Origin of the sequence: Paenibacillus xylanilyticus, from assembly GCF_009664365.1 — a bacterium.
GTDB lineage: Bacteria > Bacillota > Bacilli > Paenibacillales > Paenibacillaceae > Paenibacillus > Paenibacillus xylanilyticus_A.
This window is the reverse complement of record NZ_CP044310.1, coordinates 4066085-4092500: the sequence shown is the minus strand read 5'-3', so window position 1 is coordinate 4092500 and position 26416 is coordinate 4066085. Positions and strand designations below refer to the sequence as shown.

Below are 26416 nucleotides of genomic sequence, written 5' to 3'. Positions count from 1 at the left end.
CGCTCCTAGTACGTGGACGTAGACCCGAAACCGGGTGATCTACCCCTGTCCAGGGTGAAGGTGCGGTAACACGCACTGGAGGCCCGAACCCACGCACGTTGAAAAGTGCGGGGATGAGGTGGGGGTAGCGGAGAAATTCCAATCGAACTCGGAGATAGCTGGTTCTCCCCGAAATAGCTTTAGGGCTAGCCTCGGAAAACAGAGTCGTGGAGGTAGAGCACTGATTGGGTGCGGGGCCCGCAAGGGTTACCAAGCTCAGTCAAACTCCGAATGCCATAGACTTACTTCCGGGAGTCAGACAGTGAGTGCTAAGATCCATTGTCAAAAGGGAAACAGCCCAGACCATCAGCTAAGGTCCCCAAGTGTGTGTTAAGTGGGAAAGGATGTGGAGTTGCACAGACAACCAGGATGTTGGCTTAGAAGCAGCCACCATTGAAAGAGTGCGTAATAGCTCACTGGTCGAGTGACTCTGCGCCGAAAATGTAACGGGGCTAAACACACCACCGAAGCTATGGCTTGATGCTTGCATCAGGGGTAGGGGAGCGTTGTATAAGGGTTGAAGGTGTACCGTAAGGAGCGCTGGACATTATACAAGTGAGAATGCCGGTATGAGTAACGAAAAGATCAGTGAGAATCTGATCCGCCGAAAGCCTAAGGGTTCCTGAGGAAGGCTCGTCCGCTCAGGGTAAGTCGGGACCTAAGGCGAGGCCGAAAGGCGTAGTCGAAGGACAACAGGTCGAAATTCCTGTACCACCGTAAATCGTTACGAGCGATGGGGGGACGCAGTAGGGTAGTGACGCAGACTGATGGATGTCTGTCCAAGCAGTAAGGCTGATGTGTAGGCAAATCCGTACATCGTAAGGCTGAGCTGTGATGGGGAGTGAAAATTACAGTAGCGAAGGTCATGATCTCACACTGCCAAGAAAAGCCTCTAGCCAGATGAAGGTGCCCGTACCGCAAACCGACACAGGTAGGCGAGAAGAGAATTCTAAGGCGCGCGGAAGAACTCTCGTTAAGGAACTCGGCAAAATGACCCCGTAACTTCGGGAGAAGGGGTGCCCCGGTAGTGTGAATAGCACGAGGGGGCCGCAGTGAAAAGGCCCAAGCGACTGTTTAGCAAAAACACAGGTCTGTGCGAAGCCGTAAGGCGAAGTATACGGGCTGACGCCTGCCCGGTGCTGGAAGGTTAAGGGGAGCGGTTAGGAGTAATCCGAAGCTGTGAACCGAAGCCCCAGTAAACGGCGGCCGTAACTATAACGGTCCTAAGGTAGCGAAATTCCTTGTCAGGTAAATTCTGACCCGCACGAATGGCGTAACGACTTGGGCGCTGTCTCAACGAGAGATCCGGTGAAATTTTAATACCTGTGAAGATGCAGGTTACCCGCGACAAGACGGAAAGACCCCATGGAGCTTTACTGCAGCTTGATATTGAATTTGGGTACGATCTGTACAGGATAGGTGGGAGCCTTTGAAGCATGAGCGCCAGCTTGTGTGGAGGCACCGTTGGGATACCACCCTGATCGTATCTAGGTTCTAACCTGGTGCCCTTAGCGGGTACGGGGACAGTGTCAGGTGGGCAGTTTGACTGGGGCGGTCGCCTCCTAAAGAGTAACGGAGGCGCCCAAAGGTTCCCTCAGAATGGTTGGAAATCATTCGAAGAGTGCAAAGGCATAAGGGAGCTTGACTGCGAGACCTACAAGTCGAGCAGGGACGAAAGTCGGGCTTAGTGATCCGGTGGTACCGCATGGAAGGGCCATCGCTCAACGGATAAAAGCTACCCTGGGGATAACAGGCTTATCTCCCCCAAGAGTCCACATCGACGGGGAGGTTTGGCACCTCGATGTCGGCTCATCGCATCCTGGGGCTGAAGTAGGTCCCAAGGGTTGGGCTGTTCGCCCATTAAAGCGGTACGCGAGCTGGGTTCAGAACGTCGTGAGACAGTTCGGTCCCTATCTGTCGTGGGCGTAGGAAATTTGAGAGGAGCTGTCCTTAGTACGAGAGGACCGGGATGGACGTACCGCTGGTGTACCAGTTGTTCCGCCAGGAGCACCGCTGGGTAGCTATGTACGGACGGGATAAGCGCTGAAAGCATCTAAGCGTGAAGCCCCCCTCAAGATGAGATTTCCCAGTATGTAAGACCCCTTGAAGACGACGAGGTAGATAGGCTGGGGGTGGAAGTGCAGTAATGCATGGAGCTGACCAGTACTAATCGGTCGAGGGCTTATCCAAATTGCAGGTTTTAGTCGCAAGTTTTCGTTTCGGATCTAGTTTTCAGGGAGCAAATCCTTGTAAGATTTAAGCTGCATGTCCTTTCTGAGGATTGATATTTTGCTGGTGATGATTCACCGAAGATATCACAGCGCAAAAATCATGTTTGGTGGCGATAGCGGAGGGGTTCCACACGTACCCATCCCGAACACGACCGTTAAGCCCTCTAGCGCCGATGGTACTTGGACCGAAGGGTCCTGGGAGAGTAGGACGCTGCCAAGCGAAACCCTTTTGGGTGTTTTTTAAACTACATAATGTGGCGGCGTAGCTCAGCTGGCTAGAGCGTACGGTTCATACCCGTGAGGTCGGGGGTTCGATCCCCTCTGCCGCTACCATAAAACGCCGGTGTAGCTCAACTGGTAGAGCAACTGACTTGTAATCAGTAGGTTGGGGGTTCAAGTCCTCTCGCCGGCACCATAGTACGACATGCGCGTGTGGCGGAATTGGCAGACGCACTAGACTTAGGATCTAGCGTCTTTGACGTGGGGGTTCAAGTCCCTCCACGCGCATCTCAGTATGGACAGAAAGGATCTAGAGTATAAGGTTAATTACCTTCACTCTCGGTCCTTTCTGTGTATAATCAGAACCCTTGAAATGGCTCAAGGGTTTTTTCATGTTTTTATTTGCCCCGGAATCGGCTTCTGCAAAATTGGGCTCACGCATAAATGCCCAGGGCATAAGCTGGCGTATAGGTTTTTACCTAAACCATGAGCGAAGGGCAGGCGTTAAATTTTGGCGACTTCTTATATGGATTATACGTTACCAACCACACAGTTCACGTATGATGTGAACCAGAATCAATTGTTCAAAAAGGATGAAAATAACTACATCAATTCCCTATCGATCAAACAGCTAAATACATTGGGAAATGCATCCCTGCTGGATATTTATTTGAGTACTGGCAATGTCGTTGAACCTCACATACATCAAAATGCAACAGAACTGGTCTATTGTATTAGTGGTTCCGCTGTCGTATCCCTCATTAACCCTTTTACCAACGAGTTATTAAACTTCCCAATTAGTCCTGGCCAAGTAGCGAATGTTCCCCAAGGCTGGTGGCATTATGAAGTTGCGACGGTTGATCAGACTCACCTGCTGGCTATTTTCGATGCTCCGGTCCCAGAAGCGATATTTGGTTCAGACATTCTGCGTCTGACGCCTGCAAGTGTGCTGGCCCATACGTATTGTCTGGATGAGAACAAGGTTAAAGAGACGTTAGCTCCTATTCAAAAGACAGTATTCATTGGACCGCCTGCTGATTGTGCAACTCAAGTATCACCAGCTGCCGATAACATGTCTAAACCGAACAGCCAGCCGAACATCCAACCAAACATCCAACCAAACGTTCAACCAAACGTTCAACCAAACGTTCAGCCTTATGTACAGATGCAATACGCGCCAAGTCCGGAATATATTTACCCCGATCCAATGAATCCAACGTATGGGCATAATCCAAATGCTGCTTATGTACCAGCAGAGTCCGAATATATGCCGTACACTGTACAGCGTCCTATTATTGGTAATGGTTGGAGATACTAATTATCTTTCTTAATTTTTTTGAAATGAATGTCACAGATTCATCTGTTCATTTGTCTTCAGTATGTACACTACAATACGGAGGCGAATGAGATGAGTTTGAGAATGAATTACAGAGCAGCGAATACAGGGGCTTTCAAGGCATTAATGGCAATGGAGCAGTTTATATCGGGTCAATTTGAGGATAAAGTATTATATGAATTGTTAAAAATCAGAGTTTCACAAATCAATGGCTGTGCCTTCTGTCTTGATATGCATGCCAAAGATCTGATGAAGCTTGGTGATTACTCAGATCATATCCTGCTGCTTAGCGTTTGGCGCGAAGCTCCTTTATTTACGGAAAAAGAACGTGTTATGCTTGAACTGTCTGAAGCTGTGACCCGAATTTCTGAACAAGGGGTTCCACTGGAATTATACAATAAGGTCCGGGAACACTTTAGTGAAGAAGAACTGGTAGATCTGGTTATGGCGATTAATACCATTAACAACTGGAACCGAATTGCAATCACGACAGGCATGTATCCAGGCTGCTTTAATTAAACATTTCAAATACCGCTGCCAGAGGAGGCCTTCATATGAATCCTGATAAACTCACCACTGAACCGGAAGAGTCTTCTCTGGAAGTTGGTGAACTGTATATCCGTTATAAAGCATATGCGTTCTCCATTGCTTATCGAATGCTTGGGAGTGTTGTGGAGGCTGAGGATGTCGTACAGGACTGCTTTGCAGGGCTGCAAAGTAGATCTGACGAGGTGATCCGTCATCCCAAATCCTACATTGCCAAACTTGTAGTAAATCGGAGCCTGAATCTGCTGAATTCTGCTCGCAATCAAAGAGAACACTATGTTGGTGAGTGGCTTCCGGAGCCAATAGGCGAGGCAGTGGATCTGCCTGAGCAAACCTATGAGCAGAAAGAAATGATCTCTTATGCTTATATGGTACTGCTGGAACGTTTGACGCCCGTGGAGCGGGCTGTATTTGTACTTCGTGAAGCCTTTCAGTATGAGTACCGTGAGATTGCCGATTGGCTTGGCAAAACGGAGAGCAATTGCCGTCAAATTTTCAGTCGGGCCAGACGTAACCTGCCCAATCAACTTCCGGATAAGGTTCAAACCACCACAGATGATGCTAACAGAGAAAAATTGCTTGCACGTTTCACCACTGCCTTCCTTGCTTATGATGTAACAGCCATGCTTGATCTGCTCTCTGAACAACCTGTATTCACTGCTGATGGTGGTGGGCGTGTACATACGGTGATGAGAACGATGAAGGTTCACAAGGGGGTCCTAGCTCTTCTGACTTCACGGCGTGTGCTGACCCGATTAAGGGAGCGGGAGTGGGTGCCAACCATCATTAATGGAGAAGTGCAGGTTGCACTCATGAACAATGGTGAGATAAGCGAAGTCATATGCCTTCAGTCCGACCTGTCCGGTCAACGAATTGAGGCCGTTTATCTGGTTGTGAACCCAGATAAATTGAAGACCATTGCAGCAGGAGGTCATTGAACGGCAACGGAGAAGAAGAAGTGAACAAATAAAAGCGGCTTGCTGCTATTAACGGAACAGCCGCTTTTTTGCTATGCAAGTATGGATTCCACTATTGGCATAATATTTTTCAACGGACCTCAAGCAGTACCGAACACTCGGTTAAATTTGTTTCTCACGGATTACGTGGTATGATCCTAATGTGGTGATTAATCCAATTTTTAGGATGAGGATGGAAGTGATCATTCGCAATTTCCGAAAATAAGTGAGGTAGGCACTATTGAGACAGCTGAATTATTTTAAAGTTTTTATTTTCCTAAGCTTAGTTACTGTGGTGACAGTAGGACTGTACTTTGCAGCTGCTGATTGGCTGGACCAACGTTATTACCGATTTCTCATCTGGAATCTCTTCTTGGCTTGGATTCCTTTTGTTTTCTCTTACATATCATATGGCTTCAGTGTATCGAAGTGGAGAGCTGCTCCATGGCTTGCGGTGGCAAGTGGGCTCTTATGGTTGTTGTTTTTCCCGAATGCGTCTTATATCGTAACGGATCTTGTTCATTTGACGGCGCGAAGCTCCCGTTATTATGTTGGCAATGGTCTGGATTACAAGTACTGGTACGATCTGATTGTCTTGTTGATGTTTGTCTGGACAGGTCTGCTGCTCGGTTTTTTGTCCATGTATCAGCTTCAGGAGGTCATACATCGAAAATTGGGAAATGTGGCATCATGGGTCTTTGTATTGGCGGGTTGTGCGTTGGGAAGTTACGGTGTCTTGCTCGGCAGGGTCTACCGACTCAACAGCTGGGATGCACTAACTAACCGTGATACACTGTTTAACTTAATGATAGAAAGTATCAGTCGTCCATCACTTGCATTTTGCCTGTTTTTTGGCGTATTTATTCTTACCATCTACGTGACGCTGTATTATCTCGTTAATGCAAAGTCTACATATAAAAAGTGATGATTAACTATCTTGGCTTTCTTCAGATGTCGAGAGATAAAAACATATTCCGATTAATGTCGCTTATAGAGCGGCTTTTTTATTTTATCGGGAACATTCAACCAGAGAGCTGGATATTTTAGTGTTAATAACAAACCAAACCATAAGAAGAAGCGTTTAATAAATGATGTTGTTTCTAAATAAAGCTATACGATCTGGAATGTCAGCACCACGTATGGGGAATTAGTGCTTTAGTAGGTAAGCATTCATTAAAGTTACAGACAGGGGAGCATAGCTATACTAAAATTCAAGAATTTTGCTAGTAGGAATATACCCTTACTAAGAACCCATAAAAAGTACTATGCAATTAAGCAACATTAGGTTGACTATAGTCTTTGATAAAAGAGGAGAGCATGAAAAAATCAGACTGGTTTAAAGTAATTTTAATATTCTCACTGCTCGGGAATTTAGCGTTTTTTCAAAATCATGAACGTGCAGGCAGGAAGCAAGAAATTAAAAATGAATTATTGAATTCTTCCATTTACAGAGATCTAGCTCAACTTGAAGAGGCGATTCAGTACCAAATCGATCATAATTGGCAGAATGAAACCCTTGTTACAGAGAAACTTGATGATGCCCTTGATTCAATTCTCTTAAATCATGGAATGGAGGAAGACAATAAGAAAGATGATACGTTCTGGGAATTGCTCGAGTACTTGGATAAGTTCAAGTATAGTGAAGAACTTTTTGATGTGAGCTTAAACGAGGAGCAGCGTGCTAGTTTCATTGATTTAGGCGAGAAACTCCGTTCAAACGGGTGGAGCTTTGAAAAGGGGTTTGATCTAAAGTGGGATGTATTTGAATCAAAAGTAAAGGGGCTTATAGAGGAATCTTAAAGGATAGAGAATAGCTACATTTAGGGGTGATAGAGCTGCAGGAGGAACTCTTAAGTTCAGATGTACCAACACATGATGTAATGGACAACCGTTACAATGAATTGTTATTGAAGGTTACAGAAGGCAGTTTCTACGGAATTCCTAAAGAATATTTATCTAAACTCGTCTCAAAGATCGTAGGAAGCCATATTGAGGTTGAAGGCTACGTAGAGAAATTATTACTTTATTACCCTGTCCCTGTTGTCATTACGAAACCTTGGAACAACGAGGAGAATATGATATTTGCCCAGTTTGCTTCTGGGAGGACGATGGTAACAATGAGCCAAGCCGTTATAGTGGACCCAACCATATGACTTTGTCAGAAGGCAGGAGTAATTACGAAAAGTATGGAGCTTGCTCTGAAAAGGGAGCTGAATTTGTAACTGCTAACCGATATGAGATTTATAACAAGGCTGATTAAGAAAGATATGTTTCTTGAAAAAATCAATACAGTAGGTGAATTATAAATGGCGAGTATGACGGATGCAGCACATAAAGTGGAAGAAGTAATGAATTCTAATGATTTTTCAGGTGTAGTTCTGTTAAAACAAAACGGACAGACACTTTTAAATCTGAGCCGTGGATACGCGAATCGCAGCGATGAGCTTCTCAACCAGATCGATACCCGATTCGGAATTGCTTCAGGGTGCAAAATATTTACGGCAGTGAGCATATGTCAACTGATTGAACAGGGCAGGCTGTCATATGACACAAAGCTAGTGGATGCATTAACTACTATTGATTTTCCTCAGTGGAACAAGGAGATTACCATTCATCATTTGCTAACGCACACCTCAGGCATACCGGATTACTTTGATGAAGAGGTCATGGAGAATTTCGCTGAATTGTGGAAAGAACGGCCTGTCTATTCCATGCGGAATGGGAGCGACTTTTTGCCAATGTTCCAGCATCTGCCTATGAAGTCAGCTCCGGGTGAACGTTTTCACTATAATAATGCGGGATTTGTCGTGTTAGGCTTAATTGTGGAAGAACAATCGGGACAACCCTTCACGGAATATGTAGAGGAACACATTTTTAAACGGTGCGGAATGACGAATTCCGGTTACTTTTTGACCGATCAGCTTCCTCGAAACACAGCAATCGGATATATCGACCATGAGGATGGAACCTGGAACACCAACATATTCTCGATCCCTATCAAGGGTGGAGCCGATGGTGGGGCATATACAACAGCACCTGATATGATTCATTTCTGGGATGGACTGTTAACTTATCAATTACTGAATGAATCGACAACACAACAACTGATCACACCTCATGTTCATGAAGAAGAAGAGACTTACTATGGACGTGGTGTCTGGGTTGATCTGAAAAATGAAGGGATATTCAAAATACATGTCATGGGATTTGATCCTGGCGTGTCGTTTATGTCTTCGGTATATCCTGAACATGCGGCGCAACTGGTCGTTCTCTCCAATAGGGAGTCAGGTCCGTATCCGATAACGCGTGCGATTGAAGAGACACTTTTTGAGGTGTAACGAGGTAAAAATGTACGCGAGCAACCCCAACCATCAGAAAATATCTGGTCATGGTTGGGGTTATAAAGGATTTATATAAACTGATAGATGCGGCCTACAATTGGCCAATTAACTGTGGAGCGATCAATCTAGGGAAAACATCCAAAGGAGGCTTTTCCTTTTTTCGCTTGTCGTTCGTCAGGACCGTAACTAGCTCCAGCTGAGGAACAATGTATACAAACTGACCGCCAAATCCGCGGGCGTAATAATAGTCGAGTACAGTTTTGTTTCGGTCAGCGCTGTTAATGGATGTGGACTCTGACGAAGGCGTTGGCGTACGTTCTTCACTAAATTCAGATGATTCATCACTCTTGCAAGTATCGACCCACCAGTGCCAGCCGTAGCTCCCACGGTTCGGTGGTGTCACGGTAATGAATGCTTCTGTAGAACGGTTAACCAGTTCACTTGAAATCAAACGCTCACCATGCCACATGCCTTCCTGCAAGAAGAGCTGACCGAATTTCAGCAAATCATCGGGCATCATTTTTAACCCGAAGCCTCCTGTATGCACACCCTGAGGATCACACTCCCAATGGTACTCGGTAATCCCTAAAGGACCAAATAAATAACGTTCTGCGAATCCAGCTACACTCATTCCAGTATGTTGCATAAGGATGGCCGCAAGAATTTGGGAGACCCCCGAATTGTATTCCATATGGGTTCCGGGTGTATGACTGAGACGTTGTTCCAATGCAAAGTTCACCCAATGCTCGGTGCGTGTCATACGTGGAAACGAATTCTGTCCGCCAAACTCATCCCAGTTGAAACCTGCTGTCATGGTTAGCAGCTGTTCCAGGGTAATTTGCGATTTACGGGGGTCAGGATCTGAAACCAGCGCCGGAAAAAAGGTGGACAATGGCGTAGAAGCATCTGGCAGCCAACCGTGATCCATAGCGATACAGATAAGTGCAGACAGCACGCTTTTGGTGCAAGAATTGACTTTGGCGATCTGACTTGCTGCCTCTTGATTGCGATAATGCTTGTATATGTTCTCCCCTTGCATGCTGACGAGACAGCTTCGCAGATCCAATGACGGAATCTGTTGTTGAAAAATAGATTGTACGGATGAAGGATTCATAATGTTCCTTTCTGAGGTTGTTTATAAAATAGGTGTTCATAATATTAGCATAGGAAAGTGCAGAGCTCAAATGGGGTAAAGGAGATGAGATCCGTTTAGGCAAAAAATATAGATCGAAGGTATAATAGAGTAGATGATTAAAAGTAGTTTTCATATTCAATTTAAACTAACTGGGAGGGTACACCTTTGTTCAAAATTGGAAGTCAAGGAACGTTTAAAACGCTGCCTGATTTCGCCATGGCGATCTATAAGGGAGACACTGCTGCCGTAGAAGAAAGGATTAGAGGGGGTGTGGACTTGGAAGAACCTATTGCCCTCAGCAAATACATAGCTTTGACACCGCTCGAGCTTGCTCTGATCACCAATCAAAAGAAGATCGTAGAGCTATTCGTAGAGAACGGCGTCAATCTCAATATGAAAGGTAAGCCATCTATTCTTACTGCAGCCAGATATGGCGGGGAAGAGGTTATCCGGTACCTGCATCAGAAGGGTGCGAAGTTGACTGGTTTAAGCAAGGTGAAATCGAGTGCGTACGATGAAGCCTATTACGGCAACAAAAAAAATATAGCTGTGCTGAACGAGCTTGGACTGGATATTCGAAAATATGCTGGGAAAACATTGCGCACAGCAGTGTCTGACCATGATATGAGAACAATACAGTACTTGCTGGATGAAGGGGTAGACATTAACTATAACGAACCGGATATGGTGTACCCTTATAGAGCAACCCCGCTTACTGTCGCTGCTCGTAACAACAATATGAAGATGGTTCAATTTCTCGTGGAACAGGGGGCAGATGTGACCATTCAGGAAAAGGATGGAGAACGGGCATACACGATTGCGGTTAGTCAAAAAAATGACGAGATGGCCGATTACTTAAAGGCTCGCGAACCGAAGGAATTCCATGACCTAAGTAACAAGTTGCATGCGTTGAAGCCTTACAAGCTGCCGAAGGAACTCGTTCATTTTCTTAACGAAGGATCGTGGAGATTGGAATTGCCTGATAACGAATCAGGGATTAAATATATAGAGTTCTTTAGTCTGTTAGACACTGTGGAGATGAAGATGGGCAGACAGAAATTGCTTCGTTTATCCGCGGATGTAGATCAATACTCCCATATTCATCTGGTCTGGAATCCCAGTAAAAAGAATATTGGTTTCGTTGATATAGAACATCAGGAATATGGGAACCTCGGAACGTTTGATGCATTTTTGAAGGAACCTCTACCATTTATCGAAGCGATTTTAAACTAGAAGACATGAGTATACTTTTCATAAAGTTAATACGAAATCACTTTTAAGCGTCTTTTGCATTCTAAATGCCAAAAGGCGTTTTTTTGCCTGGAGCAAAAATCATTTTTTAGGAAAAATAACACAGGAAAAATGAACTATTTTGATGCGGAAGGAGGTTAGAAATGGTAAAATAGCAATGCTTAAACAAGAATTCCGTAGAATAATATATAGTCGTTTAACTAGTTTGTTTAATAAGTGAGATTTTAGAAGTATAGCTGATTGAGCTTTTGTAGTAATCATATACTGAAGTGAGGAATTGAACATGGCAATTATTGATGTAATTAAGTATGATGGCTCACCCGATGTGTTTGCCTGGAAGCATCCAGAGAATGAACTGGGAACGTGGACTCAACTGATTGTGAATCAATCACAACAAGCCATACTTTTTAAGGATGGAAGGGCTTTAGATTTATTCGGTCCGGGACGCCATACGTTGAGTACCGCGAATATTCCGATTTTGAACCGGATTGTTAACCTACCGTTCGGTGGGAAGTCACCTTTTGCAGCAGAAGTATGGTATGTAAACCAAGTAAGCGCTCTGGATGTCAAATGGGGAACAGCGAATCCGATTCAGATTCAAGACCCCAAATATAACATTATCGTTCCTGTAAGGACTTTTGGACAGATGGGGATCAAAATTGCTGATTCACGCAAGTTTCTGGTCAAATTGGTAGGAACATTGCCTGAATTTAACCAAATCAATCTGGTCAATTATTTCCGCGGGTTGATCATTATGAATATTAACTCCATGTTGTCTTCCTATTTAGTACATAGAAAAGTTAGTGTATTGGAAATCAACGCCTATATCGCAGAAATATCCCGGCATTTTGCAGATACAATAGCTTCCACATTTGATGAGTTCGGCATCGAATTAATTAATCTGTATATACACAATATCAATCTGCCTGAAGAGGACCCTTCGGTCATCCGGTTGAGGGAAGCACTGGCACGTAAAGCCGAGATGGATATTATCGGATACACCTATCAGCAGGAACGCTCTTTCGATACGCTTGAAGGGGCAGCCAAAAATGAAGGAAGCATGCAGTCCGACATTATGGGTGCAGGGCTTGGTATGGGGATGGGTGTAGGTCTCGGAGGTTCCTTCAGTAATGAAATGTCCCAAATGTCACGGGTTATGTCCACTACTGAAACGCCAACCATGCATATGTGCGAGCACTGCCACCATCCGAATCAGGAACAAGCCTCTTTTTGCAGTAAATGCGGTAAGTCTTTAAAAAAGGAAGCAGCATCAACGGATTGCAATAATTGTGGACATTCATTACAAAAGGGGACCAAATTCTGTCCTAATTGCGGTGACAAATATCATGCATGCCCTTCGTGCGGAGCAGATAATTCGGAGAACGCTGTAGAATGTATTCAGTGTCATCAGCCCATGCCAAGTCCTTGTCCCAAATGTAGCCACATGAATTCTGGAAACACCAAATTTTGCGGCAACTGTGGCACCAATCTGGCATTAAAATGCAGTCAATGTCAGCATGAAGTGAAACCGGGTCAGAAGTTCTGTCTGGATTGCGGACACAATCTGCAAGAGGGGGGACAGGTCTAGTGACTACGAAACAAAGTAATTTCCTGATTTTAAATGCGATCTATCTGATCTGTATCGTGGTAACCTCTGTCGTTTCATTTACGATATTTAATGATGCAGTTGGGTCTGTTGCATTTTGGATCAATCTGGTCGCTTCCTACGTCGCGATTACCGCTATCTGGATTTATGTACGTTATATCTTGAGGAATTTGGAGCAGGTTAAACGGTTTGTGCCTGGTTATACAGCATTGGGTGTAGTTGCAGTCCTTTACCTCCTTTGTGTAGTCTTTTACTCTCTATTCACAAGCATAGCTCATCTTTCACTTCGCTTATTCACGTTAGTACATATCGTAACATTGGGACTGGCATTGGTTCTGTGCGGTATTATTATGATTTATATTCGAAATACGCAACGTCTCGAAGCAGGTGTGCAAACGAATATGGTAACCCTGCAGCTAATCGAAAAAGCTCTTCAACAATTACATCATACGCTGGGAAATTCTCTATCATCATCCGAGGATGTGCATAGGAGAGATGTCAAATCTCTCATTGAGCTAGTAAGATACAGTGATCCCATTACCCCAGATTCACTTACATATAACGATCACCAAATTTTGCTGGATATTGAATTAATGAATAGTGAGCTTGCCAATCAATATGCTTCCGGTGAAGGGATTAATAGCGAGCGGCTTGCTGGGCAATTATCACTATTAAAACACCGGTTAACTGAGCGGAATCGACAATTAATCGCTAGCAAATCATGAGTTTTTAGGAGGAAAAGCTGTGAAAAAATTTTTCGGGATCATCTTAATATTGATCTCATCGCTAACTATTCTTTTCTCGCTGTTTTTAGTATCAGAAGGCACGGATGTTGCAATCATTAGTACCATTATATTCTTTGTACCTGGTGTTATCGTGCTTGTAACGGGGATTAGAATGTGTAGTAAACCGAAATTTCACCCTCATGCTTATGGGGCTGATCCTTACCATCACCATTCCAATCATGAAGAGTATTACGAGGAAGAATATGATGAAGAGTATGAAGAGTATGAACAACATGATGATGAGTTTGAGAAACCCCAAGAGGCTGTTTCAGTTAATTGCCCCGGATGTGGAGCCAAAGCAAAAGTATATCCGAATATGTCGACAGAATGTGAATATTGTGGAACGACAGTTCGAATATCCTGAACCTGAAATTCGATAACGGTATGATTTAGTTCAAGTCACGATAATAGCTGGGATTATGACTTAATCGTCCTGGCTGTGTAGGAGGATTTCCTTTTGAGAAAATTTTTTGGCGTGTGCTTTATCCTGTTTGCCATAATGATGCCTTTCATTACATCTTCAGCGAATGTCCCTACAGAAATGATTTTTGGTCCAATAATCTTCACATTCATCATACTGTTTGTAGGTATTAAACTGGTTAGAAAGAAAAAGTCAAAGCCTCAGCGTAAATTTTACGGTGGTGACTATCGAAGTAATCTAGACAGTGAAGATGTCCAAAGGAACGTTTATTCAAGTTACAGCAGTAGCACGGTTAGCTACACGAGTAACAACAGCTACACAAGCCACAACACCTATAATTTCAGCAATATGGATTTGTCTGATATAGGAATTGCTGGAGAAGCAGATAATAGAGAAAAAGATGAAGAACCTCAACGGCCAGTATCGGTGAATTGTCCTGGATGCGGGGCGAAAGCGAAAGTCTATCCTAAACAATCAACAGATTGTGAGTATTGTGGAACAACGCTGCGGGCATCTTGATCTGGTTTGACTGAAGTGTAATTCAATTCTCTAGGATAATGTTTGTGTGCGAAAACCTAAAATAGAATATTAAAGGCATTCAAAAACGCCTCAGACCTCATTTTCATTCAGGTCGGGGGCGTTATTTATATTGCAGTCTGGTTTACAAGTGTGCAAGAAAAGCAGAGTCTTATCAGGGTATCCCTTGATCATGGACCATTCCGACGAGGATATGGTCCTGCCCGATCTTTTCAAATACCAGACGAAGTGTATGCCAATCTCTTCCCTCGGCGTCTGTGCCTTTAACATGGAATTCAACGAAATCATGATTGGCCTCAGGATATATCTCGTGTAAATTGCCAGGATGAGCATCTTGGCCAAGAAGAACATTCACGGCGTTTTCGCCATCATGAATAAAGTCCTTATTATACACATATTTAAGATGATAATCGGCATAGGTCATTTTGATTTTGTCATCATCATGATCAGGTACGGTTCGCCATACATATCTGGTCGGATCTCTCAGTAGGTTGCTAATCTCATCTGGTGAGAACACCAGATCATTGACTGGGTCAATGTTGGTGGCAAAAGGGGAGAAGCGGACTCCATCCTCTGAAGCCCATGATGCTACAGTCACCATGTCTTTTTCTTGAAGAGCTTTAATAATGCTTGTGGATGCTTCGGTAACGGACAGTGACTGACCCTCCTGTGGTTCACTGGACTTCTTGTTAGTTCGGGCTCCTTGTGATAATGCTTCCATTTCCGTCACTGGATTGCTGTCCATCTGGATTTCCTGTTGCTTCTGCATGTTATCTGGGGTTTGAAACTCCGAACGCTCATCAGGAGCTGAACTATAGGCTGCCAGAGCTAAAGTGACGATAATCCCGAGTGCGAGATATGTGATTGTATTCCACTTCAAATGATAATCCCACCTTTCCGTCCTTATATGTTCTTACCCGCATATACGCCATGACTCACAAGAAAATACAGACAGACCAAGGAGTGAAGATATACACAGCCCCCTTTTAACAGCATGATCTCAGTGCTCCGGGCATACATTACAACAATGAGATGTTCGCCCATAAGGAGGAAAAATTAGCATGATCAATCCGATTTTGCAAATCCCGAATATTCAGCTCGCGGGTGATTCCACTGCTGTACTGAACTATCAGCGAGATCCGCGAAATTATGTTACGCAGTTATTCGGGGAACAACTGCCCGCCATTCAGAATGGCTTTTTCAACGTACACATGAGCAAGGGAATTATTGTTCAGCCTCACTGGCATACCAATACGACGGAAATGATTGTTCTGATTAGTGGAGAGATTACTACTTCCGTGTTTGATCCCTTTGCCCGCAGGCGAATTAATTATCATTTGAAACCCGGTCAGGTCTCCATCTTCCCCAAAGGATGGTTTCACTGGTTTGTGGCAGATACAGACGATGTTCACTTGCTCACCATCTTTGATCAGCCGACGCCTGATATTGTGCTGGGAGCAGACTTTCTGGCTGCAACACCTCCCGAAGTGGCGCAAAGAGCCTACTGCATTGACGAAGAAGCCTATGCCCAAGCGGTTGCGTCCATACAAAGTGATGCGATCCTGGGACCGCCAATTGGTTGTGTGGAGTCCATTTCGGACCAAGTGAGCCCAGCATCCAAAACCAAAGGATGACTTTAGTTTCATTGCAGATTATGGCAAAGCCTGTGGCCAGTATACGTGTCTGGTTGCGGGCTTTTGTTTTGCACAAATATACACATGCAGAATTCTTGGTTAATATAGATTTAGCATGTAATCATACATAGGGTTAACGGAGGGGAACATGGATGACGACAATGGATACAGTATTGCTGGAAAAAGCGATGAGTTATGCGCCTATTTTGATGTTTGATCAGAACGAACCGTTTTATCCGGACCTGGTTGGTATTTCACTGCTCGAGAAACCGGGCCCTTCACCTTCGTTTAGGCGGGAGATCCTTTTCCCGGTTGAGGCGGTGCAATTTGTGATTGAGTATGCGATATGGTGGGATTATGAGATAGGGCACCTGTATGAAATGGAACATGTATGGGTCTATGTGGGGCATGATGGAGAAGTAGTGGATTGTGAAGCCAGTTTTCATGGTAAAGTGCTGCGCGGAATGCTGAAGGGTCGGGTGAATATGATTGATCGTCACGTCTGCCTCTATTCACAGCCAGGTAAGCACGCGTTCTCCCCGCTTCCTGTCGTGTTTGAGCTGCTTCCCGATTTGTATTCCGCCGCAGGTATTCAAGCCGGATGTGACGGCCTATTGGTTAACGACTTGTTCCAAAATGATTATGAGACCAATGAAGTCATTGATGCACGAGTAAGGAAATATCTCCAGACGAAAGCTTTTGTGCCGACAATGCAGTTTGAGGAGTATATACTTGTACCGGAGAAGTTCATCCTATGGGACGAGTTATTTGAGATAATTCCACAGCGAATTAGGAGCTGTCTGCAGGAGCTGGAGCAAATGTACGGAACATAATGTGTTTTCTGGAGCGTAAAGTTTCACAAGAGTACTACAATAAAAAACTAAAGTAATAATTGCTATCTAGAACAAAACAAGTGCTTCTTTTCCTAATCAGGGGTAGAAGCACTTGTTTGTGTTAAGGAGTTATTTAACTTTTAAAAATGAGATCCATAAATCGGTTGGCAGCCAGAGAAATAGGCATGTTCCGTTTGGTCATAATCCCGACATGTGAAGGGGGAAGAGGGACATCGAGTTGAATTTCAAACAGTGAACCTTCTTCCAGCTCCTTGGAAATAAATTCACGGGTTACATAGGAAATACCCAATCCCCGCCGTGCAAATTCAATGAGCAGATCCACGCTTCCGACCTCAATTTCAGGCTTCAGTGTGTAACCGTAGCTATTAAACAATTCCGTAATGGCCATCCGAACCCGGCTGTTCCGCGAGAAGAGAATAAGCTGGTGCTCAAGCAGCATATCCAGTGTCATCACTTTGTCCTTCAACTGGGCATAACGTTCGCCAGCGACGAAGCAATCCTTGAGCTGTATGCTTTCGCGGACCTCCAGCTGTGGATCAACAATCGGCATCCGTACAACACCGAGATCAATTTTGCCCTCTTTCAGAAACGTAATGACTTCAGGCGTTGTCCCATGACTTAGATGCAGCTTAATGTTGGGATAGAGGGTATGGAATTCTTCCAGGTAGGCGAGCATGTAATGTTTGAACAAGGAGTCACTGCCGCCGATTCGGAGCTCTCCACTGTCCAGACTTTTCAATGCAGCCATTTTCTCTTCTGCTAGAGAAATCAATATCTGGGATTGTTCAATATAGGAATATAGGCTAACGCCTTCCTGAGTCAATGCCACCCCTTTGGAATTTCGATAAAACAACGTAAGGCCGAAACTCTCCTCGAGCTGCTTGATGGCATGGCTGACACTGGGTTGAGTGATATAGAGTGCCTTGGCGGCTTGAGTCAAACTTCCGGTTTTGGCAGCCCAGTAAAAGACTTTATATAACTCATAATTTGTTGTCATAGATATTGTCTATAGCTCCTGTGAAATATATTAATTACTTGTATGGCTATAAAACGTATTATAGTGTAACTACAGAAAAGAAACCAGAGTTACTTGGAAGGAGAACGGTGAAATGGAACCAACGAGCATTATTTTATTTGGTGCTACTGGCGATTTAGCCAAAAGAAAAATATATCCTGCCTTATACAATTTATATATAGAGCAGAAACTTCCTGAAACCTTCTCACTGATTGGCCTGGGCCGCAGAGAATGGTCTGATGAATTTTTTCAGGCACAAGTTGAAAAGTCACTGAATGAATTCTCTAGACGCGAGCCGGATCCAGAACGTGTGAAGTCATTCGTGCAGGCTTTTCGATACAATGTATTGAATATTAGCCATAAGGAAGATTATATACAGCTGTTAAAATTGGTTGAACAGAGAGAAGAAGAGCTGGACATTCCGTCCAATCGCCTGTTCTATCTGTCTGTCGGCCCAGAATTCTTCGAACCGATCGCCGAAAATATCCAAAGCAGCGGACTTGGATCCACTGCAGGCTGGAAGAGACTCGTAATTGAGAAACCGTTCGGTCATGATCTGCAATCGGCCCGTGATCTTAATCGCAAACTGAGTGAGGCGTTCACGGAAGAAGAGATCTATCGGATTGACCATTATCTAGGCAAACCGATGGTACAGCGTTTGGAAACCTTGCATCAGAGCAATCCGATCATGAAAGCATTGTGGAACAACCGTTACATCTCCAACGTGCAAATCACGGCCAACGAGACTGTTGGCGTGGAGGAACGTGCTTCTTACTATGATCATGTAGGAGCCGTGCGGGATATGTTCCAGAATCACATGCTGCAATTGCTCATGATGATGGCCATCCAGCTTCCATACAACAGCACGACCGAAAAGGTTGGGCAGAAGAAAAAGCATATTATGGAATCGATCGAGCCGCTTCAGAAACAAAATGTGGGTGCAAGCGTGATTCGTGGACAATATGCTGAAGGATTCATCCAAGGCAAAGCGGTAAGTGCGTATGCTGCCGAGCCGGGCGTTGCCGAAAATACAATGAACGATACCTTTATTGCTGCGAAATTGCAGATTGATGATTTCTTCTGGCGTGGAGTTCCGTTCTACATCCGCACAGGTAAACGAATGAAAGAGAAATCAACACGTATCGTCATCGAATTCAAGGAACCGTCTGGTCAATCACATGCAGCGAAGAGCAATGGCTCCAAGCCGAACCTGCTTGTTATTGAAATGAGTCCTGACCAAAGCATGACACTTCAGCTCAATGCGAGCGACCCTCAGAACAAAGGGGAATTCAAGCCGGTTCATATTGATTTGGCACCTGATCGGGAAGATCTGGCCGAAGCATATGAGAACCTGATCCGTGACGCCCTTCAAGGGGATCCAACGTTCTTCGCTCATTGGGATGAAGTTGAATTGTCCTGGGCTTGGGTTCAACCAATCTTGGAGGCATTTGAGGAAAATCTGCTGCCGCTTCATCTCTATCCTGCAGGCAGCTATGGTCCTGTGGAATCAGACGAGATGCTTGCTGCCGAAGGTCATCACTGGTGGTTCGATGAGCCGTCGGAACAATTCGAGGAAGATGCACTAGCTGCACCACTCGCTGTAAATTCAAACTTGTAATTCAAAAAACAAATTAACTGGAGGGTTTTAACATGAAATTTTTCATCGATACAGCAAACTTGGAAGACATCAAAAAAGCATACAAAATCGGCGTCCTGTCCGGTGTAACAACGAACCCATCATTGGTAGCCAAAGAAGGCATTAAATTCGAAGATCGCATTGAGGAAATCTTGCGTGAAGTACCTGAAGTTGAATCCGTATCTGCAGAAGTAACACCAGATGCCCTTACAGCTGAAGAAATGATCGCTCAAGCCAATGAACTGATCAAAATCAACAATAACGACAAAAACATTACCATCAAGCTGCCAATGACCCTTGCAGGACTGGAAGCTTGCCGTTACCTGACCAAAAAAGGTGTTAAAACGAACGTAACGTTGATCTTCACTGTCAATCAGGCACTCCTTGCAGCACGTGCAGGTGCAACTTATGTATCTCCATTCCTCGGACGTCTGGATGATATTTCGGAAGATGGTGTTCAATTGGTTTCCAAAGTAGCTGAATTGTTCCGTACACATAACCTGGATGCTCAAATTATCGCAGCTTCTGTAAGACACCCAGACCACGTTACACGTGTAGCGATGGCTGGAGCACATATTGCTACGGTTCCATTCTCTGTAATTGAACAAATTTCCAAACACCCACTGACGGATCAAGGCATGGATAAATTCGCAGCGGACTGGAAAAAAACAGTTCAATAAGCGAAACTTCTGATTAGCGAATTTAATCAGACTTACGTTTCCTATAAAACAAAGAGCATGGGGAGGACATAATGAGTAAACAACAGATTGGTGTTATTGGACTTGCAGTAATGGGCAAAAACTTGGCCCTGAATATTGAAAGTAAGGGATTTTCCGTATCGGTGTTCAACCGTTCCCCGGAGAAAACGAATGATCTTCTGAAAGAAGCTGAGGGAAAAAACCTGACTGGCGCGTTCTCCATTGAAGAGTTCGTGGCATCCCTGGAATCCCCGCGCAAAATTCTGATCATGGTTCAAGCCGGTAAAGCGACTGACGCGACGATTGAACAATTGCTGCCTCATCTGGATGAGGGCGATATCATTATTGATGGAGGTAACGCCTACTTCCCTGACACGCAGCGTCGCAGCAAAGAGCTGGAAGAGAAAGGATTCCGTTTCATTGGCGCTGGTGTATCCGGCGGCGAAGAAGGCGCACTGAAAGGCCCAGCAATCATGCCAGGTGGTCAAGAAAGTGCATACGAACTGGTTGAACCGATTCTGACAGCGATCTCTGCCAAAGTTGGCGATGATGCCTGCAGCACGTACATCGGACCAGACGGTGCCGGACACTACGTGAAAATGGTGCACAACGGTATTGAATACGGAGATATGCAGCTGATTGGTGAAGCCTACCACTTGCTCAAATCCGTTCTGAATGTTTCCGTTGAGGAGCTGCACGAAATCTTCACAGAGTGGAACCAAGGCGAACTGGACAGCTATCTGATTGAGATTACGGCGGATATCTTCTCCAAATACGATCCGGAAACCGGCAAACCAATGGTTGACGTTATTCTGGATGCGGCCGGACAAAAAGGAACAGGTAAGTGGACAAGCCAAAGCGCGCTGGATCTGGGTGTACCGTTGTCCATGATTACGGAATCCGTATTCTCCCGTTTCCTGTCCGCAATGAAGGATGAGCGTGTAGCTGCGAGCAAAATCCTGAACGGACCGAAAGCCGAAGCGTTCTCCGGCGATAAAAAAGCGTTCATCGAGAGTGTACGCAAAGCATTGTTCGCAAGTAAAATCGTATCCTATGCACAAGGTTTTGCCCAAATGCGTGCGGCTTCCGACGAGTATGGCTGGGATCTGAAATACGGTAACATCGCCATGATCTTCCGCGGCGGCTGCATTATCCGTTCACAGTTCCTGCAAAACATCAAAGAAGCATATGACAAGGATGCAGAACTCAAAAACCTGCTTCTGGACCCATATTTCCAAAACATCGTTGAATCCTATCAGGATGCGTGGCGTGAAGTGGTAGCAGCTGCTGTAAAACAAGGTATTCCGGTACCTGGTTTCTCCAGCGCACTGTCCTACTACGACAGCTACCGTACAGAACGTTTGCCTGCAAACCTGCTGCAAGCGCAGCGTGATTACTTCGGTGCTCACACCTTCAAACGTGTGGACAAAGAAGGTTCATTCCACTTCCAATGGATGGATACAAACGAGTAAGATCTGCTGATTCAATGTACTGAATAGAACAAGCAAGCATGCTTGCATCGCTTAGAAGTGTTATATTCTAGGCGAATGCAGGCATGTTTTTTTATTTTAACTAAGTACCATACTACTCCATATTATTGAGTGCAAGTGGTTGGAATTTAAGTATCCCCAAATTGTAATAAAATGTACGTATCTATGCTGGTGAAGGTGATGCCTCGACCCTGCATACTGCGTTATACTGGTTCAGACAGACTACTAGCTATCGTTTGTTAGCTGTAAATTCAGCAATCAACTTACTGACGTGGAGGTTAACCGGAGCATGTTTGTATTGGCAGGCATTTTGTTTTTGGTGGTATACGGTTTATTGGTGTTCTACATAGGCTGGAGCGGCTGGAGCTGGATGAAGCCCGTCGTGTCAGCCAGATTTCGATGGTTCTATATTGTGGCCCTTGTATTTCTTGCAGTTTCATTCATTCTGGCCCGGCTGTTTGGAAGTATATCCTTCTTAAGTGTGATTGGTTCTTACTGGCTTGCGATTTTTTCGCTGCTGCTGCTGATCTTGCCAGTGATTCATTTAACATTGTGGTTGCTCCGATTAACGCGGATTCCCAGACATCACACGCAGAAGTGGGCGGGTGTAGTTACTTTGGTGTTACTTCTCTCTACGATGGCATACGGGATCTACAATGCGTACAGTCCGGTCGTGAGAGAGTACAGCATTCAGATTGATAAAAAGGTGGAAGGGATCGACAGTCTCAACATTGTTATGGCTGCAGACATGCATTTTGGTCTTCTATCAGGCCCGGCACATGCCAAGCGCATGGTGGAGGAAATTAACGCTTTGAAGCCTGATCTGGTTCTCTATCCTGGTGATATTATCGATGACAATCTGGACATGTACCTGAGCAGTGGCATCGCAGATATTATCAGTGGTATTCAGGCTCATTACGGAGTCTACGCTTCATTAGGTAATCATGACAAGTTCGACGGCCCGATTGAAGATCTGATTGCTGCGCTGGAGAAGAGCAAAATGCAGGTTCTTTATGATGATAAGATCATATTGGACGACAAAATCACCTTGATTGGACGGAAAGACGGAACGGAAGATGATCGTGCCGAAGTAGCAACGTTCATGCAGGATACCGACCTCAGCAAGCCTGTGCTGATGATGGATCATCAGCCATATGATCTGGATATTGCGGAGCAGAATCAGGTGGATCTGGTAGTGTCCGGTCACACCCACCGTGGTCAGATTGCACCAGCTCAATTTATCACACAGGCGATCTACGAGAACGATTGGGGGTACTTGCAAAAAGGTTCAATGCATTCCATTGTGACCTCAGGTTATGGCTTCTGGGGACCGCCAATTCGCACGAGCAGTCGCTCTGAAATTGTTCAGATTCATGTGACCTTCCAACAATAATAGTAAAAGGCCCTTCAAATGAAGGGTCTTTTTATATGGAAGTGTTTTTGCTTTAAGCCAACCAAAACCATTTAACCCGAATGAATTAGAATAACCAGTATACATTAATATGGTTTCACACCACTGTTCGATGGCAATACTCTATAGGGGTAAACATGTGAAATACCTGTTAGAAAGTACATTGCTAAGATTAAAGCCCTAATAAAAAGGATTTTTCTATGTAATAAACCGATGTAAATAAGACAGTGGTAGCATTTTTGGTTGACACCGTTTTCAGGTTGTGATAAATTATACCCGAGGCTTGTTACCGGTAATGCGGGCAAAACCACTATGGAAATGATTTTATTATTTCTATTTTGGTTTTGCCCTTTTTTTAATCCTCAAAAAAAACGGGTGGTCCAAAATGATTATTAAACAGATATTTAATAACAATATTGTCAGTACCGTGGATGACAAAAATCAGGAACTGCTGATCCTCGGCCGGGGTATCGGGTTTAAGTTCAAAGTCGGTGATGAGATTGATGAGGAACGGATAGAGAAAGTGTTCCGTCTTCAGGATGCATCGATCTATGAGAAATTCAAGTCCATCGTCACTGAAGTGCCGATTGAAATTCTGCAGGCAACGGATGATATCGTAACGCTGGCTCGTACGCAACTGAATAAAACGATCAGTGACGGGATCTATGTCTCGTTGTCGGATCACATTCATTTTGCCGTTCAGCGTATGGAAAAGGGCATGATTACAAGGAATCCGCTTTCCTGGGAAGTGCAGCACTTTTATAAGGCGGAGTACGATGTTGCCCGAGAAGCGCTCACGCTATTAAAGGAAAGACTGGATATTGATTTTCCCAAGGATGAGGTTTGCAATATTGCACTGCATTTCATTAATGCGGAAGTCAATGATTCCATGAACGATGTGACTCATCTCATGCAGCTGCTTCAGGAAATCATGAACATTATCAAATATCACTTCAATGTCGAACTGGATGAAGATAGCGTTAACTATTTCCGTTTCATCACACATTTGAAGTACTTCTGCCAGAGAGTCATCACCCATTCAACGCATGATGATGCAGAGGAATATTTATACGAGGTGGTTCGGAAAAACTATCCGGAAACCTTCAAGTGTATCGGCAAGATCGAAACGTTTATCCATAAGAATTATCAATACGACATGACACACTCGGAACAGTTATATCTCACGCTCCATCTGGAGCGGTTAATGAAAACCAAGCGAGAGAATTAGATTTTAACTGAATATCCCATGGGCTTGTTACTGTTCAATCAGGCAATACCCGAATGAAATGACGCGCACATGACGTGTCGTATTCGTTCGGGTATTTTTTATTGGAAAATAGGAGGAGGAAAACATCATGAACCATCAGGAAACGGCACAGGAAATTATCAAAGCCGTTGGGGGCACAAATAATATCAACTCGGTGTACCACTGTATTACCCGTCTTCGCTTTGAGTTGAAAGACAATGACAAAGTGGATAACGGTACACTCAAGAAGCTGGACAAGGTCATGGGGACCAACATCTCCGGTGACCAGTTCCAGGTCATTATTGGTAATGATGTACCTAAAGTGTTTGATGCGATGGTCAAAGAACATCCGGCACTGCAGCAGAGCTCGGAAAAGAAAGAGACCAAATCGGACAACAAGAAAAATGTAATTCTTAAAATATTTGAAACGATTGCAGGTGTATTTGCACCCATGCTGCCAGCAATCACCGCTGCAGGTATGCTCAAAGGTTTGCTTGCCCTGTTTGTATCTCTCGGCTGGATGTCGGCGGGTACGGACACCTATCGCATTCTCTCAGCCATCGGGGATGGCGTCTTCCATTACCTGCCACTGCTGATTGCAGTCAGTGCGGCCCGCAAGTTCGGCAGTAATCCGTTTGTTGCGATTGCATTAGGTACGGCGTTAATGTATCCGGATATGAGCACACTGCTCTCCAGCGGTGAATCCGTTGCTTTTATCGGCATTCCGGTAACGGCAGTAAGCTATGCATCATCGGTTATACCAATCTTGCTGGCTGTATGGCTCATGTCCTATGTGGAGAAATGGGTTGATCGCGTAATTCCCGCCGCTTTGAAGCTGCTGCTTGTTCCGTTGATTACTTTGCTTGTTATGGTTCCGGTTACGCTGATCGCGATCGGTCCATTGGGTACATTTGTAGGTAATGGATTGTCTGGCGGGATTAACTGGCTGCTGAATGAAGGCGGATTGATTGCAGGTATCGTGCTTGGCGGTGCAATGGCGCTGATAATTATGACAGGTATGCACTATGCACTTGTTCCGATTATCCTGAGCAACATTGCTACACTTGGCTTTGATAAATTCTTGCCTCTGACGTATATCTCGAATATGGGTCAAGCCGGAGCAACGCTCGGTGTATTTTTCCGGGCAAAAGACAATAAGCTCAAAACCGTTGCATTATCGACCAGCTTTACAGCCCTCATGGGTGTAACTGAACCGGCAATGTACGGGGTAAACATGAAATACAAAAAGCCATTTGCTGCCGCCATGATCGGTAGTGCTGTAGGTGGCGGATTCGCACTGGCCTTCGGAGCCAAGGCTTATGTACTTGCGGGTAATGGCGGACTTCCTGGACTGCCTTCCCTGATTGGACAAACGTTCTGGTATTCCCTGATTGGTATGATTCTTGCTTTCGTGGTAGGTGCGATTATGTCTACGGTATTCGGAATCAAGGAAGAAGAAGGAGACGCAGAAGCGCTCGCTCAATTCTCCCCTGGTGCTTCTTCTGCTCCAGCAGCAGCGCCTTCAAATGAGGCAGCAGCGGTGAACGTGGATGATATGGGTGCACCAACACCAACAAGTGATGCGACAGCTGTAGCTCCGATGACAGGAAAAGCAATTCCGCTGAAAGAAGTCAATGATCCAACGTTTGGCGATGAATTAATGGGTAAAGGTGTTGCGTTTGTTCCAAGCGTGGGCGAGCTCGTATCTCCAGTAACAGGAACGGTTATGAATGTGTTCAAAACAAAACATGCGATCGTTGTGCGCAGTGATAACGGCATGGAACTCCTGATCCACGTGGGAATCAATACAGTCAAATTGCGCGGACAATATTTTGAATCCCATGTTGAAGCCGGAACTCGCGTACAGGCCGGAGACAAGCTGCTTTCCTTCGAACTCGATCAAATTGCGAAAGAATATGACATTACAACAGCCATGGTGGTTACTAACACGGCGGATTATAAAGACATTCAGCCAGTGAACTTGGGTGAAATCACGATTGGGCAAGAGGTATTGAAAGCCCAAATTTAA

23 protein-coding genes, 3 tRNA genes and 2 rRNA genes (1 of these 28 only partly in view) are annotated in these 26416 nt (G+C 44.7%); 25 read left to right on the top strand and 3 right to left on the bottom strand.

Annotated features, from left to right (window positions below; translation table 11 throughout):
* From F4V51_RS18030 to F4V51_RS17975, 12 genes are all read left to right on the top strand, one after another.
* Window positions 1-2229: ribosomal RNA gene (locus F4V51_RS18030) — 23S ribosomal RNA — on the top strand; it begins 697 nt to the left of the window's first position.
* Window positions 2230-2373: 144 nt separating this feature from the next.
* Window positions 2374-2490: ribosomal RNA gene (rrf, locus tag F4V51_RS18025) — 5S ribosomal RNA — on the top strand.
* A gap of 36 nt (window positions 2491-2526) precedes the next feature.
* A tRNA-Met gene (locus F4V51_RS18020) sits at window positions 2527-2603 on the top strand.
* A gap of 6 nt (window positions 2604-2609) precedes the next feature.
* Window positions 2610-2685, top strand: a tRNA-Thr gene (locus F4V51_RS18015).
* An 11-nt stretch (window positions 2686-2696) separates the two neighbouring features.
* Window positions 2697-2777 (top strand) — tRNA-Leu (locus tag F4V51_RS18010).
* A gap of 223 nt (window positions 2778-3000) precedes the next feature.
* Window positions 3001-3807: a cupin domain-containing protein gene (locus F4V51_RS18005; RefSeq protein WP_153979109.1), complete on the top strand. Its 807-nt coding sequence runs from the start codon at window positions 3001-3003 to the stop codon at window positions 3805-3807.
* Window positions 3808-3897: 90 nt separating this feature from the next.
* The gene (locus F4V51_RS18000) at window positions 3898-4344 is read left to right on the top strand and encodes a carboxymuconolactone decarboxylase family protein (RefSeq protein WP_153979108.1); all 447 of its coding nucleotides are present in this window, start codon (window positions 3898-3900) and stop codon (window positions 4342-4344) included.
* 35 nt (window positions 4345-4379) lie between these two features.
* The gene (locus F4V51_RS17995; RefSeq protein ID WP_153979107.1) at window positions 4380-5309 is read left to right on the top strand and encodes a sigma-70 family RNA polymerase sigma factor; all 930 of its coding nucleotides are present in this window, start codon (window positions 4380-4382) and stop codon (window positions 5307-5309) included.
* Window positions 5310-5568: 259 nt separating this feature from the next.
* Window positions 5569-6252, top strand: a complete 684-nt coding sequence (locus F4V51_RS17990) for a DUF1361 domain-containing protein (protein ID WP_153979106.1) — start codon at window positions 5569-5571, stop codon at window positions 6250-6252.
* Between the two features lie 392 nt (window positions 6253-6644).
* On the top strand, window positions 6645-7127 hold the full coding sequence (locus tag F4V51_RS17985) for a hypothetical protein (protein ID WP_153979105.1): 483 nt from the start codon (window positions 6645-6647) through the stop codon (window positions 7125-7127).
* A 214-nt stretch (window positions 7128-7341) separates the two neighbouring features.
* Entirely contained in the window at window positions 7342-7587 is a 246-nt protein-coding gene (locus F4V51_RS17980; RefSeq protein WP_323131819.1) for a CPCC family cysteine-rich protein, read from the top strand.
* Between the two features lie 46 nt (window positions 7588-7633).
* A complete protein-coding gene (locus tag F4V51_RS17975; RefSeq protein WP_236146586.1) occupies window positions 7634-8665 on the top strand; it encodes a serine hydrolase domain-containing protein in 1032 nt (343 codons plus the stop codon).
* Between the two features lie 94 nt (window positions 8666-8759).
* Here the strand turns inward: F4V51_RS17975 and F4V51_RS17970 are convergent, their stop codons facing one another.
* Window positions 8760-9782 carry a serine hydrolase domain-containing protein gene (locus F4V51_RS17970; protein WP_153979104.1) on the bottom strand — a complete coding sequence of 341 codons (1023 nt, stop codon included), beginning with the start codon at window positions 9780-9782 and terminating at the stop codon, window positions 8760-8762.
* 186 nt (window positions 9783-9968) lie between these two features.
* On the opposite strand from F4V51_RS17970, the gene F4V51_RS17965 reads away from it, so the two are divergent.
* From F4V51_RS17965 to F4V51_RS17945, 5 genes are all read left to right on the top strand, one after another.
* Window positions 9969-11036 carry an ankyrin repeat domain-containing protein gene (locus F4V51_RS17965; protein ID WP_416226481.1) on the top strand — a complete coding sequence of 356 codons (1068 nt, stop codon included), beginning with the start codon at window positions 9969-9971 and terminating at the stop codon, window positions 11034-11036.
* A gap of 301 nt (window positions 11037-11337) precedes the next feature.
* Entirely contained in the window at window positions 11338-12642 is a 1305-nt protein-coding gene (locus F4V51_RS17960) for an SPFH domain-containing protein (protein WP_153979103.1), read from the top strand.
* A complete protein-coding gene (locus tag F4V51_RS17955; protein WP_153979102.1) occupies window positions 12642-13385 on the top strand; it encodes a hypothetical protein in 744 nt (247 codons plus the stop codon). Before F4V51_RS17960 ends, F4V51_RS17955 begins: the two co-directional genes overlap by 1 nt.
* Before the next feature lie 19 nt (window positions 13386-13404).
* Window positions 13405-13809: a hypothetical protein gene (locus F4V51_RS17950; RefSeq protein ID WP_153979101.1), complete on the top strand. Its 405-nt coding sequence runs from the start codon at window positions 13405-13407 to the stop codon at window positions 13807-13809.
* Between the two features lie 93 nt (window positions 13810-13902).
* Window positions 13903-14385: a hypothetical protein gene (locus F4V51_RS17945; protein ID WP_153979100.1), complete on the top strand. Its 483-nt coding sequence runs from the start codon at window positions 13903-13905 to the stop codon at window positions 14383-14385.
* 172 nt (window positions 14386-14557) lie between these two features.
* Here the strand turns inward: F4V51_RS17945 and F4V51_RS17940 are convergent, their stop codons facing one another.
* Window positions 14558-15283, bottom strand: coding sequence for a hypothetical protein (locus F4V51_RS17940; protein WP_153979099.1), 726 nt, complete (start codon window positions 15281-15283; stop codon window positions 14558-14560).
* A 181-nt stretch (window positions 15284-15464) separates the two neighbouring features.
* Here F4V51_RS17940 and F4V51_RS17935 point away from each other — a divergent pair, with 181 nt between their 5' ends.
* Both F4V51_RS17935 and F4V51_RS17930 read left to right on the top strand, forming a co-directional pair.
* Entirely contained in the window at window positions 15465-16037 is a 573-nt protein-coding gene (locus tag F4V51_RS17935) for a cupin domain-containing protein (RefSeq protein WP_153979098.1), read from the top strand.
* Between the two features lie 152 nt (window positions 16038-16189).
* Window positions 16190-16870, top strand: a complete 681-nt coding sequence (locus F4V51_RS17930; RefSeq protein WP_153979097.1) for a hypothetical protein — start codon at window positions 16190-16192, stop codon at window positions 16868-16870.
* A gap of 133 nt (window positions 16871-17003) precedes the next feature.
* On the opposite strand, the gene F4V51_RS17925 is transcribed toward F4V51_RS17930, so the two are convergent.
* Window positions 17004-17888 (bottom strand): LysR family transcriptional regulator, encoded by an 885-nt coding sequence (locus F4V51_RS17925; protein WP_095286386.1) that lies wholly within the window; start codon window positions 17886-17888, stop codon window positions 17004-17006.
* A 112-nt stretch (window positions 17889-18000) separates the two neighbouring features.
* Between F4V51_RS17925 and zwf the strand changes: the two genes are divergently transcribed.
* From zwf to F4V51_RS17895, 6 genes are all read left to right on the top strand, one after another.
* Window positions 18001-19524 (top strand): glucose-6-phosphate dehydrogenase, encoded by a 1524-nt coding sequence (gene zwf, locus F4V51_RS17920; RefSeq protein ID WP_153979096.1) that lies wholly within the window; start codon window positions 18001-18003, stop codon window positions 19522-19524.
* Between the two features lie 32 nt (window positions 19525-19556).
* Window positions 19557-20222 carry a fructose-6-phosphate aldolase gene (gene fsa, locus F4V51_RS17915; RefSeq protein WP_153979095.1) on the top strand — a complete coding sequence of 222 codons (666 nt, stop codon included), beginning with the start codon at window positions 19557-19559 and terminating at the stop codon, window positions 20220-20222.
* Window positions 20223-20293: 71 nt separating this feature from the next.
* A complete protein-coding gene (gndA, locus tag F4V51_RS17910; RefSeq protein WP_153979094.1) occupies window positions 20294-21712 on the top strand; it encodes an NADP-dependent phosphogluconate dehydrogenase in 1419 nt (472 codons plus the stop codon).
* Window positions 21713-22019: 307 nt separating this feature from the next.
* Entirely contained in the window at window positions 22020-23123 is a 1104-nt protein-coding gene (locus F4V51_RS17905; RefSeq protein WP_153979093.1) for a metallophosphoesterase, read from the top strand.
* 403 nt (window positions 23124-23526) lie between these two features.
* Window positions 23527-24369 (top strand): BglG family transcription antiterminator LicT, encoded by an 843-nt coding sequence (gene licT / locus F4V51_RS17900; RefSeq protein WP_095357321.1) that lies wholly within the window; start codon window positions 23527-23529, stop codon window positions 24367-24369.
* A 127-nt stretch (window positions 24370-24496) separates the two neighbouring features.
* The gene (locus F4V51_RS17895; RefSeq protein WP_153979092.1) at window positions 24497-26416 is read left to right on the top strand and encodes a beta-glucoside-specific PTS transporter subunit IIABC; all 1920 of its coding nucleotides are present in this window, start codon (window positions 24497-24499) and stop codon (window positions 26414-26416) included.

What these genes read in the sequence shown, in the direction of transcription:
- F4V51_RS18000 (WP_153979108.1), top strand. Translation starts at nt 3,898, where the DNA reads ATGAGTTTGAGAATGAATTACAGAGCAGCGAATACAGGGGCTTTCAAG.
- F4V51_RS17995 (WP_153979107.1), top strand. Translation starts at nt 4,380, where the DNA reads ATGAATCCTGATAAACTCACCACTGAACCGGAAGAGTCTTCTCTGGAA.
- F4V51_RS17985 (WP_153979105.1), top strand. Translation starts at nt 6,645, where the DNA reads ATGAAAAAATCAGACTGGTTTAAAGTAATTTTAATATTCTCACTGCTC.
- F4V51_RS17975 (WP_236146586.1), top strand. Translation starts at nt 7,634, where the DNA reads ATGGCGAGTATGACGGATGCAGCACATAAAGTGGAAGAAGTAATGAAT.
- F4V51_RS17970 (WP_153979104.1), bottom strand. Translation starts at nt 9,782, where the DNA reads ATGAATCCTTCATCCGTACAATCTATTTTTCAACAACAGATTCCGTCA.
- F4V51_RS17960 (WP_153979103.1), top strand. Translation starts at nt 11,338, where the DNA reads ATGGCAATTATTGATGTAATTAAGTATGATGGCTCACCCGATGTGTTT.
- F4V51_RS17935 (WP_153979098.1), top strand. Translation starts at nt 15,465, where the DNA reads ATGATCAATCCGATTTTGCAAATCCCGAATATTCAGCTCGCGGGTGAT.
- F4V51_RS17930 (WP_153979097.1), top strand. Translation starts at nt 16,190, where the DNA reads ATGACGACAATGGATACAGTATTGCTGGAAAAAGCGATGAGTTATGCG.
- F4V51_RS17925 (WP_095286386.1), bottom strand. Translation starts at nt 17,888, where the DNA reads ATGACAACAAATTATGAGTTATATAAAGTCTTTTACTGGGCTGCCAAA.
- zwf (WP_153979096.1), top strand. Translation starts at nt 18,001, where the DNA reads ATGGAACCAACGAGCATTATTTTATTTGGTGCTACTGGCGATTTAGCC.
- fsa (WP_153979095.1), top strand. Translation starts at nt 19,557, where the DNA reads ATGAAATTTTTCATCGATACAGCAAACTTGGAAGACATCAAAAAAGCA.
- gndA (WP_153979094.1), top strand. Translation starts at nt 20,294, where the DNA reads ATGAGTAAACAACAGATTGGTGTTATTGGACTTGCAGTAATGGGCAAA.
- F4V51_RS17905 (WP_153979093.1), top strand. Translation starts at nt 22,020, where the DNA reads ATGTTTGTATTGGCAGGCATTTTGTTTTTGGTGGTATACGGTTTATTG.
- licT (WP_095357321.1), top strand. Translation starts at nt 23,527, where the DNA reads ATGATTATTAAACAGATATTTAATAACAATATTGTCAGTACCGTGGAT.
- F4V51_RS17895 (WP_153979092.1), top strand. Translation starts at nt 24,497, where the DNA reads ATGAACCATCAGGAAACGGCACAGGAAATTATCAAAGCCGTTGGGGGC.